Genomic DNA, 13,765 nt, shown 5'->3' on the forward strand with positions numbered 1-13,765 from the left:
ATGAAGGCAGCCAAAATGAAATTCAGGCGTTATGCCGCTTCAAGAGGTTCGGGACGAGGCCGGCGGCGCATTCCGTCCGCCCGCCGTCATGCCCACACCCTCAGCGCACGCTCCAGCCGGTCTGCGACGAAGGTCACGATATATGCAATCGCCATATAGACCACGACCGCGATCAGAAATGCCTCGAGATAATAGAAGTTCAGGGCGGCGGTCAGTTGCGACTGGGCGAAGATGTCGACGACTTCGATAGCAAAGCCGAGCGACAACGCCTTCATGATCACCATGATCGAATTGGCGAGATCGGGGATCGCGGCGACGATGACCTGAGGCAGCATGACCCGGCGGAATACCTGGCTGCGCTTGTAACCGAGCGAATAAGCCGCATCCGATTGTCCGGCGTCGAAGGAATTCAGGGCGCCCTTCACCACCTCCGCCTGGAATGCCGAAACGCACAGGGTCAGGGCGACGATGAGCGTGACCACGTTCGGCGTCGAATGGCCATTGTAGTCGATACCTGCGAGCGAGCTCACGAACGCGATCGCCGGAGGCAGGCCGTAATAGGCGAGGAAGATGACGATCACCATCGGCACGCCCTTGAAGACGATTTTGTAGGCGACGACGAGTTCGCGCGCCACCGGAACCCGCCGATATTCCGCCATCGCAAACAGGCTGCCGATGATCGTCGACAGGACGAAGATCGCAAGCGCCATGGCAAGCGTCGCGGGAACGGCGCCGAGGATGTCGTAAAGATCGGGAAGAAGAACTTCGGAATCGAACATGGGATGACCTCCGTTACCGATCAGACGCTTGCCATCATCGTGGCTTTGGCAGGCCCTGCGTCGGGCCCAAACCTTGCGTTTCGCATTTCGAAGAAACGGACGATGAGCCAGGCGGCCAGGCATAGAAGCGAGTAGATGACCGCCAGCACGAGGTAGGTCTCGAACTGATACTGGTTGTAGTCCCTCTCCATGACGAGATGGGCCGTCGCCATCACGTCGGCCGCGCCGATGTACATGACGAGCGCGATATTGTGGATCAGGTAGATTATCGAGTTGCCATAACCGGGCAGGGCGATATGCACCGCCTGTGGCCCGACGACGCGGAGGATCTTCTGGCGGAAACTGTATCCGAGACTGTCGGCGGCGTCATGCTGCCCTCGCTCCACCGCCAGGTATGCCGGCCTCAGGACCTCGGAGAGGTAGCCTCCGTGGTACAGGCTGAGACCAAGCATGGCGGCGATTGTCGGCGACACGAAGTCCTCCACGCCGAACGCGCCCATGAGCACGGGAAGCCCGTAAAAGGCGACGAACAACTGGAGGACAACGGGGACGCTCCGGGCATAGGAGACGTAGAGATCGGCCAGTTGGCTGAGGACGGGTATCCTTCGCACCCGGAACGTCGTCGCAATCAATGCCAGCGCGAAGCCGACGACCATGGCTGTAAAGGTGATCGCGAGCGTCAGCGGCAATGCCTTGAGCAACTCGGAGATCATTATGGAAAGGTCCACTCTGGAACACTCCTTCTTGCGATGTCAGCCTTGATCGTCGGTTCGTGGCATTATTTCATGTATGCGGTGATGTCCTCGCCGAACCACTTCTGCGAAAGCTTGGCGAGGGTGCCGTCGGCCTTCAGCTCCTTCAGAGCCTTGTCGATGCCGTCGGAAAGAGCCTTGTTCTCCTCCGAGCGATGGATCAGCACGTAGGTCTGGTTGATCGCGACCGGTTCGCTCGTCTTGATGGCGAGCTTCTGCTGGTCGATCACGGTCTGCTCGCCGAGATTGGAGGGCAGGACGAGAGCGTCGTACTTGCCGTTCTGCACTTCCTTCAGACGGTCTGGATAGGGAACGCCGGCGCTCGATGCGGTGATCTCGATCTTGTCGTTCGGGTTCTGCTCCTGCCACGCCGTCGCGAACTTGTAGATGCCGCCGCCGGCCGTAACGGGCACGATCTTCTTGCCGACGAGATCCTTCATCTCGTTGATGCCGCTGTCCTTGCGGCTGTAGATCTTGATCAGGCTTGCCCCGATCGGCGCTTCAGGAATGAGGAACTGCTTTTCGCGGGCGGGCGCACGATAGTAGCCGCCCGTCGCGATGTCGTACTTGCCGGTGGCCAGACCGGTTTCCTGGGCAATGTCTGCGACCCCTTCCATCACGAACTTGTATTGCGGCAGCTTCGCGTTGATCGCCTTCAGCACATCGGGCTCATAGCCCTGCGGCTCGACGCCGATCGCACCCCATGACAGAGGCTTGGATTCAGCCGCGGTTGCTATTTTGATCGTCCGGACGTCCCCGGCGTGGGAGACATCCGCGGTCGCCAGGGCGAGGGCGACGCCTGCCATGGCAAGGCCGAAGGCGCGGCGGGAAGTAGACTTGATGGAAGACATGTCAGGCATCCTGTCGTTATTGGAAAGAGTGTTCGGAATTGAGGAACTGCGCGAGGCGCGGGTTCGACGGAGCGTCGAAGATCTCGGCCGGGCTGCCATCCGCCGCGACGACGCCCCGGTCCATGAAGACGATGCGGTTCGAGATATTCTTTGCGAACTGCATCTCGTGGGTGACGAGAAGAGATGTAATCCCCGAGGACGTCACGTCCTTGATCACCTTCAGAACCTCGTTGACCAGTTCCGGATCGAGCGAGGACGTCGGCTCGTCAAACAGCATCACGTCGGGCTTCACGGCCAGTGCGCGGGCGATCCCCGTGCGCTGAAGCTGGCCGCCGGAGAGCTGCGAGGGATAGTTGTCCGCCTTGGCGGAAAGGCTGACCCGCTCAAGCTCCCTGGCGGCGATCGACCGAGCCTCCTCCTTCGACTTGCCCTGCACGACCACCAGCGGATCCATGACATTCTGGATGACCGTCATGTTCTTGAAGACGTTGAATTGCTGGAAGACCATGGCCGTGCGCAGCCGGATTGCCTGGACCGCGGCCTTGTCCGGCCTGCCATAGTCCATCCGGATCTCATCGAATGTGATGGTGCCGGATGACGGCTTGGCCAGGTGGTTGATGCATTTCAGCAGGGTCGTCTTGCCCGTTCCGCTCGGGCCGATGATCGAGACGACATCGCCGCGCCTGACCGTCAGATCGACGCCGTTCAGGATCTGGGTGCTTCCGTAGGACAGCTTTAGGTTCTTGAGCTCAAGCATTTCGGGTCTCAGGTCCTTTCGGAGGGTCGTTCGGAAAGCGTTTCGGTCTCGTTGTCCGCCCACTCGTCGCCGAGCAGCTCGGGCGTGTCGAAAGCCTGCAGATTTTCGAAGTGCTGCTCACGGTCGGCCACGAAGAGCGACCTGACGATGCCGCGGGCGAGACGGTCGGCGCCTTCGCTGATTGCGGGAATGTCGCCGGTGAGCTTGCCGTGGCTCAGCGTTGCCGGGAAATTGAAGCAGTGGATCTTGGACAAGGCCGGGCAAGCGCCGGGTTCGGTCTCAAGAAATTCAAACGCCCCGCCGAGGTCGGGCGATCCTTCAAGCTCGGCATTCGCCATCCCGGCGGGAGCCGGGAAGCGATCACGCCACAGCCGGATATGCGGCGCCACGGACGCGAGTTCCGGCCGGTTGGCCAGCTCGATCTTGAAGCCGGTGCCGAAGATCAGAAAATCGACGGGATAGCGGCCCTTGGGCGTCGTCACCTCGATGTGATCGCCGATCTGCTCCAGCCCGGCGATGGGGTTTTCGAGATGAAGATGCGCCTGCGGGAACGCGCTGACGCGAAGAACGCTCGGCCGTGGCGGCGGCGTCTGCTGGCTCATGGCGTAGTTCAGGAACCGCCACTTCCACTCGTCGGGAAGACCGGCAAATCCATGCACGACGCCCTGGCTGCCAATGCCGGTGAATTTGTTGATGCGGGGAAGCTCCTTGCGCCGCACGAACATGTCGAGCCGCGCCGCGCCGCCTTCGAGTGCGGTGGCTGCATTGTCCATCGCCGAAGCGCCGGCCCCGACCACGCCGACGCGCTTTCCCCGAAGGGCGGCGAAGTCGATCTCGTCGGCGGTGTGTGCCCAGAACTTGCGATCGATCCGGTCGGCGATGGAGGGTACGAACGGGCCGCCGAGGCCGTCGCGGCCGGTGGCCAGCACGACATGCCGAGCGATCATCCTTTCAGCCCGGCCGTTTTGCCTGCACGTCAGGTCGAGCATGCCGTCCTTGCGCGGCACGATCGCATCCACGGAGATGCCATTGCGCACCGGAAGGTCGAGCACGCGGCGATACCAGATCAGATAGTCCATCCAGATCTCGCGCGGGGCGCGATCGAGCGCTTCCCATGCCGCACGTCCATAGCGGGCTTCGTAGTAGGCGCGGAAGGTCAGTGCGGGCAGGCCCATCGCCGGACCGGTCAATTGCTTGGGAGAGCGAAGGGTGCGCATCCGGGCGAACGTAATCCAGGGTCCCTCGTGGCCGGCGGGCGCCTTGTCGAGGACGACATGGTTGGCGACGCCCATCCGCTTCAGCATGCCCGAGGCGACGAGCCCGGCCATGCCGCCGCCGATGATGACGACATCGATCACCGGCTGGCCGTCCGCCTCGCGAGGCGGCACCCAGGATTTGGCGGGCAGTTCCAGCCAGGCGAGATCCTGTTGCAGGCGCGCTTCGAGAGCATCCAGCCCTTTCGGAAAGGCAGACAGGTCGCTCATGACGGCACTCCTTCGCTATGCGGCGTTTGGCCGTAAACACTGTCGGCGAGTGCCTCGACGCCGCCGGAATCATGGAGGCGGCAGCCCGGCATCGCCAGAGCAACGGCGCGGGCCGCGTCGATCATCGCGGCGACGGTGGGAGTCATTGGAAGTGCCGCGGGCGATATCGCGCCGAACAGGAACGGGATGGTGTGATCGAGCATGCGCATCACGGTGCCTTCGAGCGGAACGCCGACGACGGTCGCGGGCTCGACGATCGCTACGCCCAGTCCGGCGCGGACCATGGTGAGGGCGGTGATCGATGCGTTCACGTCGATCATCTGTCGCGGAACGATGCCGGCTCTTTCGAGCGCCTCGTCGATGCGATGGCGGAGGCGATACGGGTTCGCCAGGGTGATGATCCGGCGGTCGGCGAGATCGGCAAGGCGAACGATGTCGTTGCCCGCAAGCGGATCGTCTGCGGAAAGGGTAAGAACGCATGGCGCGTCGGCGACCCAGTGCACGTCGAGGCCGGGATGCTCCAGCGGAAGGCTCGATATGCCAAAGTCTGCGGAGCGCGCCAGCACCGCCTGCACGACGTTTTCAGCAGCAAGCGCCTGGACATGGAGATGGCGCGGAACCAGCTCCGGCGCAACGGCCGCGATGACCTTTGGCAGAATGCCCGCTGCCAGCGACGGCGTGGCGGCGATGGTCAATGATGCGGGCTCATCGAGCCCGATGGCCGTCGCCCGCTCGCGAATATGAGCAAGACTTGAAAGATGGCGCTCGACCTCGGCGTGGAAAAGCAGTCCGCGCGCCGTCGGCGTGATGCGCGGCCCGCTTCGATGAAGCAGCGCGTAGCCGATATCCGCCTCAAGATCCTGGATCAGCCGGGTGACGGCGGGTTGAGATCGTCCCAGCAGACGGGCGGCGCCTGTCACGCTGCCGGCGGACATGACGGCTGCGAACGCTTCAAGCTGTCGGATATCAAAAGAATTAGAATGCATAATGGACATCAAACACTCCTCTTGATGTCAGTAAAGCATGGACTTTCTCAATTGGCGATTGGAAATAGATAATTTTTTCGCATCAACTGCGCTCAATCATTCTTGATTGACATGATGGAAAGTCGCGCCTACCTAGATCGCACGTCTGCTCGATGACCCAGGGAGCCTGTTTTGAAGATCATCGAAACCCTCGTCTCCGCCAAGCCGGGTTCCGCACTCGCCGATGCAATGGCGAAGCGCGCAGAAATCCTGCGTCTCAGTCAGGCCGCGCACGATGCCGTGCTGCTGGCGCGCGATCCCGGCGGATTGTCGCACGGGCTCAGGGCCGCGCTTGCCGCCCGGATGGCTCGCCACAACGGCAACGAGGAACTTGCCGCTCATTATGACGCGCTCGTTGATCGGGCGGCGGAGCCCGAAATGGCGCCGCTTTCCATCCCCGGGACCAGCGTTTCAGACACGCGCATCGCCGAGATGGTTCGCCATGCCGATATGCTGACCCTCGCGCCGCGCGAGGCGACCCGCGCAAATATCGAATCCTTGAGGGCGGCCGGCGTCGCTGATGCCGATATCGTCCGGCTTTCGGAGCTTGCGGCCTTCGTCAATTACCAGGTGCGCGTTATCGCCGGCATGAAGCTCATCGGAGGAATAAAATGAGCGAGGTTGTCCATATCTTCACGACCACGATCCCGCGCTGGCAGCCATATGTCGTTCCCGTCGATCTCGAAACCGCGACCGAGGAACAGCGTAGCGCCATGCAGGTGACGCCGTCGAACAAGGGCATCTCGCCCTATGTGCTGACGCTGGCTCACGATCCCGAGTCGCTCGCTGTCCGCTCGCCGCTGTTCAACGGCATCATGTACGGCAAGGATGGACTGGCTCCGGGCGAGCGCGAACTGGGCGCCACGGCGGCATCCGTCGTCAATCGTTGCGTCTATTGCGCGGCGGTGCACGCCTCGCGGTTCATCAGCCATACGAAGCGAAACGACGTCATCGATGCGATCTTTGCCGACGGAGTCGAGGCGGAGCTCGAGGAGCATCTGCAGGCGATCTTCGACTTCTCGGCCAGGTTGTCGTCCACTCCCTCCGAGGCGACGGAGGCTGACGCGCAGGCCCTTGGCGATGTCGGGCTGGATGAACTGCAGCAGCTCGACCTCGTATTCTCGGCCGCGATTTTCGGCTGGGCCAACCGATTGATGCATACCCTCGGCGAGCCTGTCAAAGCGTGAGGAGCCGTCATTCCGGACACAGCCACCGGGCGTGGTGGCCGATACCGGCCTGCTTGAGAAAATGCAATCAGGAATAGGTGGCGCCGAAATTCGTCAATTCCTATAACTCGCCGGTCTTTTACTTCGCGAGATGGCAAATGTCCCACGACAATTCGGCACTCGCCATGTTGGCGCAATTCGCGAGCGAGATCGAGACAACGCCCGGCCCGATATCGCCGCAACCTCCGATCACGGTTTTGCACCGGCATCTCGATCGATTGGGCTCGAATGCTCAAGGAGTGGCTTCCCCGGAAAGACGGATCGCGGAGCTGGTTGCGGTCAACACCGATGTTGCGACGATCCTCGCGGAATTACGGATCATTTTCGACCGGCAACCCCGCTGAACTCGCATGCCCCCGCTTTTATTGATATAAACTGATTCTCGATGTACGTCGGTGGGGAGACGTTTATTGAAGCAGACGCGACCGCTCTTCGTAGCGGAAATATTGGATCCAGTCGCGCCGGAGGCCGGGATCTACACATGGGACATCGAAAAGAATCTGGTCTTTGCTGATCCCGCCCTGGCCCATCTATTTGGGCTTGATCCGGCAAAAACCGTGCATGGCCTGCCCCTTGAAACATATCTCGCCCGTGTTCATCCCGAAGACCGCTCACACTTGGCGAAGGCCATTCACAATACGATCGTCGCGGAAGTTCCCCAGCAATCGACATACCGTGTCCGCGATGCCCATGGGGTTTATCGTTGGGTCGCAGCTTTTGGCAGGGCGTTTCGAAACGGTGTAGACAATCCCACATTATATTCCGGCGTCGTCGTGCCGGCGGCCGGGGCGGAGCGCGAAGGGCAAAATCGGCATTAGATATGCGCCGCGTTCGAAGCCCGGATCGGCTCCTTCAATTGCCCCCAAAGCGGAACAAACACGTACGAAAGTTGAACCGGATATCGACACTCGCAGATATTGCTTGATTTCAACGGCTGCTTCGAGCATGTGCGAACGACGGGGCAGGCCTTGCCTGCCGATATTGGCCCGATTGTTCCAGAATTCGCAGCGACGATCCCATGAAGCCAAGCAGTCTCAACGTCCTGGTCATCGATGAGAACCGCATTCGCGCGTCCATCATCGAGCAGGGATTGCGCGAAGCGGGCTACGAGAGGGTCACGATCGTCGACGACATGCACGGTCTTGCCCGCCGCATCACCGATATCAATCCCGACGTCATCGTCATCGATCTGGAAAACCCGAACCGGGATATGCTCGAAAGCTTCTTCCAGATATCTCGCGCCGTGAAGCGGCCGATCGCCATGTTCGTCGACAGGTCGGACGAGGCATCCATCGAAGCGGCCGTCGAGGCAGGTGTTTCGGCCTATATCGTCGACGGGTTGAAGCAGGAGCGCGTGCGGCCGATCCTCAAGATGGCGATCAGCCGCTTCAACGCGTTTGCCCGGCTGAGCCGGGAGCTGGAAGAGACGCGGGGAGAGCTGGAAAACCGCAAGCTCATCGATCGCGCCAAGGGGCTGCTGATGCGCACACGCGGCTTGTCGGAAGAGGCTGCCTATGCGCTGCTGCGACGGACAGCCATGAACCAGAACAGGAAAATCGTCGAGATCGCTCAGAGCCTGATTACGGCCGCGAGCCTGCTCGATCCGGGGGCAGACCTATGAAGGACAGGTACGAAATCACCGCCGGCTTCGTGCCCCTGCTCGACAGCGCGCTTCTCGTGGCGGCCAGGGAAAAAGGCTTTGCCGAAGAAGAGAATGTCGAGCTGACGCTGGTGCGCGAGCGGTCCTGGGCGTCGATCAGGGACAGGCTTGCCGTCGGTCATTTCGAAGTTGCCCATATCCTCGCGCCGATGCCGATTGCCTGCAATCTGGGCCTGACGGCACCCGCACCGCCGATGATCGTCCCCATGGCGCTCGGGCTCGGCGGCAATGCCGTCACCGTCTCCGACCGCGTTTGGCGGCTCATGGCCGAGCATGGAGCGGGCGGCGATCTCGATGCGCTCGCCAATGGCGCAGCCCTGCGGCAGGCTATTTCCCGTCGCGGCGGCGAGCGGCTGCGCTTCGGTGTCGTTCATCCCTATTCCGGACACAATTACGAGTTGCGGTACTGGCTTTCGGCAAGCGGCATCGATCCGGACCGCGACATCGAGATCGTCGTCCTGCCGCCTCCCGATATGGGAGATGCGCTGCAGGAAGGCGCCATCGACGGCTACTGCGCCGGCGAGCCCTGGAACACGTTCGGCGTCCTCGAACGACATGCGCATCTGGCAACGGTCAAGGCGGCGATCTGGAAATCGAGCCCGGAAAAGGTGCTCGGCGCGAACAGCCGGTGGGCCGGCAGCCATCCCGAAGCGCTCGCTTCGCTGCTGAGAGCGCTCTACAAGGCTTCGCGCTGGTGCGGAGAGCCGCGCAACCGTGAAGAGCTCGCCGCGATGCTTTCCGGGCCGGCCTATATCAATTGCCCGCCGCAATGGCTGCAACCGGCGCTGTCGGGCTTGTTGCGGATCGGGGAGAGCGAGACCCGGGAGGTTACGGATTTCTTCGTGCCGAATGCAAAAGCCGCGACCTTTCCCTGGAAGAGCCATGCCCTGTGGTTTTACACGCAGATGGTCCGCTGGGGACATGTCGAGCACGACGAGGGCCATCAGCGGATTGCCGGCAATACCTACCGGCCCGATATCTACCGCGAAGCGCTCAGGGCTCTGGGAATCGCCATGCCGTCGGCAAGCGCCAAGGTGGAGGGCGCGTTGCGCATCGAAACGCCGGTTGGCTCCACCGGTGCGCTGACCCTGGGGCCGGACGGCTTCTTCGACGGCAGCCTCTTCGATCCGGACGACGTGGATGGCTATATTGCCGGCCAGATCGGCCGATAACTGGGCGCTTATTTTGTGCGCATTGCACAAAATTTGGCGGCATAGCGATAGCACCGCGGGCAGGACAGGCGCGCGCTAATCGATGCATGATATAGATAATACTTTAAAAACAATGGGTTGAAAAATCTGGCACGCGCCTTGCTTTGCTATGAGCAGGCCACGAGGCCAAGATATTCGCGTCCAACGACGGGCGCTCCCGAGCAAAGCCGCTATTCAGGATATTTCGTGCACTTACGATGCGCGCGTTCCTGACTGGCGGCTTTTTTGTTTTTAACCCAGCGATTGATCGGCGCGACCTTGTCGAGCCACGGAGAAGCCATGTCTTTTTCTGAAAAATCACAGCCCATGTCTGCCGGCGAACCGGCCAGAGCCCTGTGGGTGTCCACGATTGCCTTCACGCTGTGCTTTGCCGTCTGGACGATCTTTGCGATCATCGGCATTCGCATCAAGCAGGAACTCGGCCTCAGCGAGGCGCAATTCGGTTTGCTGGTCGGTATTCCTGTCCTGAGCGGGTCGCTGGCTCGCGTCCTTCTTGGCGTGTGGACCGGCCGTTACGGCGGCCGCCTGGTCTACACGCTGACGATGCTGGGGGCGGCGATTGCGACCTTTCTTCTGTCCTACGCCCATACCTATGCGCAGATGCTGATCGCAGGCCTCGGCGTCGGCCTTGCAGGCGGCTCCTTTGCCGTCGGCGTTGCCTATGTTTCCCCCTTCTTTCCGCCCGAAAAACAGGGAACGGCGCTCGGCATTTTCGGTGCCGGCAATGTCGGCGCGGCCGTTACGAAGTTCGCTGCGCCCTTCGTGCTCGTCGCATGGGGCTGGCAGGCGGTGGCGGAAATCTGGGCGGCGGTCCTTGCCGTCATGGCCATCGTCTATTGGTTCACCACCAGCGACGACCCGGCATTCCGCGCCCGCCGCGGCACGAGTTCGGCACCCATGAGCCTCCGGCAGGAGTTTACGCCGTTGAAGAATGTCCAGGTCTGGCGCTTTTCGCTCTATTACTTCTTCGCCTTCGGCGGTTTCGTCGCACTCTCCCTCTGGCTTCCCCGCTACCTGGTCGGCGTCTATGGCTTCAATCTCGAGGTCGCCGGCATGGTTGCCGCCGCCTACTCCATCCCGGGCAGTCTCTTCCGTATCTTCGGCGGCGTGCTGTCGGACAGGAAGGGTGCGCGCGGCGTCATGTATGCCATGTTTGGGGTCTCGGCCGTCGCCACCCTCATTCTGTCGCTGCCGCCGGCAGGGAGCGACCAGGCGTTGGGCATCACGCCGGCCGTCTTCATCATCGTCATTTTCGTGCTTGGCTTCTTCATGGCGCTCGGCAAGGCGGCCGTCTACAAGCATATCCCCGCCTATTATCCGGACAGCATCGGCGCCGTCGGCGGCATCGTCGGAATGATGGGCGGTCTGGGCGGTTTCGTCCTGCCCATCGCCTTCGGCCTTCTCAAGGACATGACCGGCCTGTGGTCGAGCTGTTTCATGCTGCTCTTTGCGATCGTCGCGATCTCCCTCGCCTGGATGCACCTGTCGGTCAGGCAGATCGATCGTCGGGCACCTTCCGCCCGAACCGCTGCCGCTGTCTGATTGGAGGATTTGAAACCATGACCGAGAAACTTGTCATCATCGGCAACGGCATGGCGCCCGGGCGCATGCTGGAACACCTCTTCGAACAGGCACCCGGTCGATACCAGGTGACGATCTTCAATGCCGAGCCGCGCGTCAACTACGATCGCATCATGCTGTCGCCGGTGCTGTCAGGCGAAAAAGACTATGAGGAGATCATCATCCACGGCGATGGATGGTACATCAAGCACGGCATCGTCCTCTACAAGGGGCACAGGATCGTCGCGATCGATCGTGCCGCCAAGACAGTGACCTCCGATCACGGCGTCACGGAAAGCTATGACAAGCTGGTCATCGCCACGGGCTCGGTGCCGTTCATCATTCCGGTGCCGGGCAAGGATCTGCGCGGCGTCATCACCTATCGCGATCTCGATGACGTGAATGCCATGCTGCTTGCCGCGCAGTCGCGCGAGAAGGCGATTGTCATCGGCGGCGGCCTGCTCGGCCTGGAGGCGGCGGCCGGGCTCGCCCAGCGTGGCATGGACGTGACGGTGCTGCATGTCATGCCGACCCTGATGGAGCGCCAGCTCGATCCTGCCGCCGGCTACCTGCTGCAAAGAGCGGTCGAGAAGCGCGGCATCAAGGTCGTCTGCAAGGCCAATACCAGGGCGATCGTCGGGGACGGCAAGGTCGAGGGTGTCGAACTGGACGACGGCCGCGTCATTCCCGCCACGCTCGTCGTCATGGCGGTCGGCATTCGCCCGAACGCGAGCCTTGCGAAGGAGGCCGGCCTTGCGGTCAATCGCGGCATCGTCGTCGACGCCGGCATGCAGACCTCGGACGGCGATATTCTGGCGCTCGGCGAATGCGCCGAAGTGGGCGGCATGGTCTACGGCCTCGTTGCACCGCTCTATGAAATGGCCCGTGTCGCCGCTTCGCATCTGGCCGGCGATACCACCCCCGCCTTCGCGCATTCCGACACGCCGACCAAGCTGAAGGTCACAGGCATCGACCTTTATTCGCTCGGCGATTTCGCCGATGGAGACGACCGGCAGGAAATCGTGCTGCGCGATGCCGCCGCCGGCGTTTACAAGCGGCTCGTGCTGAAGGACAACCGCATCATCGGCACCGTGCTTTACGGCGAGACCTCCGACGGCGCCTGGTTCAACGACCTGAAGAAAAAGGCCGTCGACGTTTCCGGCATGCGCGACACGCTGATCTTTGGCCAGGCCTACCAGGGTGGCTCTCCGCTGGATCCCATGGCAGCCATTGCAGCCTTGCCTGATGATGCGGAAATCTGCGGCTGCAACGGCGTCTGCAAGGGTAAAATCACCTCGACGATCCTGGAGAAGGGCCTGACGACGCTCGATGACGTGCGCGCCCATACCAAGGCCTCCGCCTCCTGCGGAACCTGCACCGGCCTCGTCGAGAAGCTGATGAGCATGACGCTCGGAGATGCCTACAATCCGAAAGCCGTGCAGCCCATGTGCTCCTGCACCGAGCTTGGCCATGACGATGTGCGCCGTCTCATCAAGGCCAGGAAACTGAAGACCATTCCGGCCGTCATGCAGGAACTGGAATGGAAGACCTCGTGCGGCTGCGCCAAATGCCGGCCGGCACTCAACTATTATCTCGTCTGCGACTGGCCGGACGAATATGCCGACGACTATCAATCGCGCTTCATCAACGAGCGCGTCCACGCCAATATCCAGAAGGACGGCAGCTATTCGGTCGTGCCGCGCATGTGGGGCGGCGTCACCAGCTCGAAGGAGCTGCGCGCCATCGCCGACGTGGTCGACAAGTTTGCAATCCCGATGGTGAAGGTGACGGGCGGCCAGCGCATCGACCTCCTCGGCGTCGAGAAGGAAGACCTGCCGGCGGTGTGGGCCGATCTCGGCAAGGCCGGCTTCGTCTCCGGCCAGGCCTATGCCAAAGGACTGCGTACCGTGAAAACCTGCGTCGGTTCCGACTGGTGCCGGTTCGGGACGCAGGATTCGACCGGGCTCGGCATCCGCATCGAGAAATTCATGTGGGGTTCCTGGACGCCGGCCAAGCTGAAGATGGCGGTCTCGGGATGTCCGCGCAATTGCGCGGAGGCAACGTGCAAGGACATCGGCGTCATCTGCGTGGACTCGGGTTTCGAGATCCACTTCGCGGGCGCCGCCGGCCTCGACATCAAGGGCACCGAAGTTCTCGGCCTCGTCAGGACCGAGGATGAGGCGCTCGAACATATCGTGGCGCTGACGCAGATGTATCGCGAGCAGGGGCGCTATCTCGAACGCATCTACAAATGGGCCAAGCGCATCGGCCTCGACGAGATCCGCCGACAGATCATGGACGACGCCGAAAAACGAAGAGCCTATTACGAGCGCTTCGTCTTCTCTCAGACATTCGCCCAGGTCGATCCGTGGTCGGAGCGCGTCTCCGGCAAGGACAAGCACGAATTCCGGCCGATGGCGACGATCGGCTATCCGCAGGCGGCCGAATGATGGAGGACAA

Annotated in this window: 15 protein-coding genes; 8 read left to right on the forward strand and 7 right to left on the reverse strand. The window is 61.9% G+C overall.

The window, feature by feature from the left end; all coding sequences use genetic code 11:
- Positions 1 to 86 precede the first annotated feature (86 nt).
- From ACJJVH_RS29010 to ACJJVH_RS29035, 6 genes are read right to left on the reverse strand one after another with little or no spacing between them, the layout of a single operon-like run.
- Positions 87 to 779 (reverse strand): amino acid ABC transporter permease, encoded by a 693-nt coding sequence (locus ACJJVH_RS29010; RefSeq protein ID WP_412066837.1) that lies wholly within the window; start codon positions 777 to 779, stop codon positions 87 to 89.
- Between the two features lie 20 nt (positions 780 to 799).
- Positions 800 to 1,507 (reverse strand): amino acid ABC transporter permease, encoded by a 708-nt coding sequence (locus ACJJVH_RS29015; RefSeq protein ID WP_412066838.1) that lies wholly within the window; start codon positions 1,505 to 1,507, stop codon positions 800 to 802.
- Positions 1,508 to 1,557: 50 nt separating this feature from the next.
- On the reverse strand, positions 1,558 to 2,382 hold the full coding sequence (locus tag ACJJVH_RS29020; protein WP_412066839.1) for an amino acid ABC transporter substrate-binding protein: 825 nt from the start codon (positions 2,380 to 2,382) through the stop codon (positions 1,558 to 1,560).
- Positions 2,383 to 2,398: 16 nt separating this feature from the next.
- Complete coding sequence (locus ACJJVH_RS29025; protein ID WP_412066840.1) at positions 2,399 to 3,139, reverse strand: amino acid ABC transporter ATP-binding protein; 741 nt, start codon at positions 3,137 to 3,139, stop codon at positions 2,399 to 2,401.
- A gap of 8 nt (positions 3,140 to 3,147) precedes the next feature.
- Complete coding sequence (locus ACJJVH_RS29030; protein ID WP_412066841.1) at positions 3,148 to 4,623, reverse strand: NAD(P)-binding domain-containing protein; 1,476 nt, start codon at positions 4,621 to 4,623, stop codon at positions 3,148 to 3,150.
- Entirely contained in the window at positions 4,620 to 5,618 is a 999-nt protein-coding gene (locus ACJJVH_RS29035; protein WP_412066842.1) for a LysR family transcriptional regulator, read from the reverse strand. The genes ACJJVH_RS29030 and ACJJVH_RS29035 overlap by 4 nt, the downstream gene beginning before the upstream one ends.
- Before the next feature lie 162 nt (positions 5,619 to 5,780).
- On the opposite strand from ACJJVH_RS29035, the gene ACJJVH_RS29040 reads away from it, so the two are divergent.
- The 6 genes from ACJJVH_RS29040 to ACJJVH_RS29065 all read left to right on the forward strand — a co-directional run bounded on the left by ACJJVH_RS29040 (position 5,781) and on the right by ACJJVH_RS29065 (position 9,706).
- Entirely contained in the window at positions 5,781 to 6,263 is a 483-nt protein-coding gene (locus ACJJVH_RS29040) for a hypothetical protein (RefSeq protein WP_113358403.1), read from the forward strand.
- Complete coding sequence (locus ACJJVH_RS29045; RefSeq protein ID WP_112803414.1) at positions 6,260 to 6,835, forward strand: peroxidase-related enzyme; 576 nt, start codon at positions 6,260 to 6,262, stop codon at positions 6,833 to 6,835. The genes ACJJVH_RS29040 and ACJJVH_RS29045 overlap by 4 nt, the downstream gene beginning before the upstream one ends.
- Before the next feature lie 137 nt (positions 6,836 to 6,972).
- Complete coding sequence (locus tag ACJJVH_RS29050) at positions 6,973 to 7,218, forward strand: hypothetical protein (RefSeq protein ID WP_162704078.1); 246 nt, start codon at positions 6,973 to 6,975, stop codon at positions 7,216 to 7,218.
- A gap of 66 nt (positions 7,219 to 7,284) precedes the next feature.
- The gene (locus ACJJVH_RS29055; protein ID WP_112803410.1) at positions 7,285 to 7,692 is read left to right on the forward strand and encodes a PAS domain-containing protein; all 408 of its coding nucleotides are present in this window, start codon (positions 7,285 to 7,287) and stop codon (positions 7,690 to 7,692) included.
- 200 nt (positions 7,693 to 7,892) lie between these two features.
- Positions 7,893 to 8,495 (forward strand): ANTAR domain-containing response regulator, encoded by a 603-nt coding sequence (locus tag ACJJVH_RS29060; protein ID WP_113358400.1) that lies wholly within the window; start codon positions 7,893 to 7,895, stop codon positions 8,493 to 8,495.
- Positions 8,492 to 9,706, forward strand: a complete 1,215-nt coding sequence (locus ACJJVH_RS29065) for a CmpA/NrtA family ABC transporter substrate-binding protein (RefSeq protein WP_412066843.1) — start codon at positions 8,492 to 8,494, stop codon at positions 9,704 to 9,706. Before ACJJVH_RS29060 ends, ACJJVH_RS29065 begins: the two co-directional genes overlap by 4 nt.
- Before the next feature lie 209 nt (positions 9,707 to 9,915).
- On the opposite strand, the gene ACJJVH_RS29070 is transcribed toward ACJJVH_RS29065, so the two are convergent.
- Positions 9,916 to 10,092: a hypothetical protein gene (locus tag ACJJVH_RS29070; RefSeq protein ID WP_412066974.1), complete on the reverse strand. Its 177-nt coding sequence runs from the start codon at positions 10,090 to 10,092 to the stop codon at positions 9,916 to 9,918.
- On the opposite strand from ACJJVH_RS29070, the gene ACJJVH_RS29075 reads away from it, so the two are divergent.
- Both ACJJVH_RS29075 and nirB read left to right on the forward strand, forming a co-directional pair.
- Positions 10,025 to 11,287 carry an MFS transporter gene (locus ACJJVH_RS29075; protein ID WP_412066844.1) on the forward strand — a complete coding sequence of 421 codons (1,263 nt, stop codon included), beginning with the start codon at positions 10,025 to 10,027 and terminating at the stop codon, positions 11,285 to 11,287. The genes ACJJVH_RS29070 and ACJJVH_RS29075 overlap by 68 nt on opposite strands.
- A 17-nt stretch (positions 11,288 to 11,304) precedes the next feature.
- On the forward strand, positions 11,305 to 13,755 hold the full coding sequence (gene nirB / locus ACJJVH_RS29080) for a nitrite reductase large subunit NirB (RefSeq protein WP_113405845.1): 2,451 nt from the start codon (positions 11,305 to 11,307) through the stop codon (positions 13,753 to 13,755).
- The last annotated feature ends 10 nt before the right edge of the window (positions 13,756 to 13,765 follow it).

This window comes from Rhizobium sp. SYY.PMSO (genome assembly GCF_046840415.1).
Taxonomy (GTDB): Bacteria; Pseudomonadota; Alphaproteobacteria; order Rhizobiales; family Rhizobiaceae; genus Rhizobium.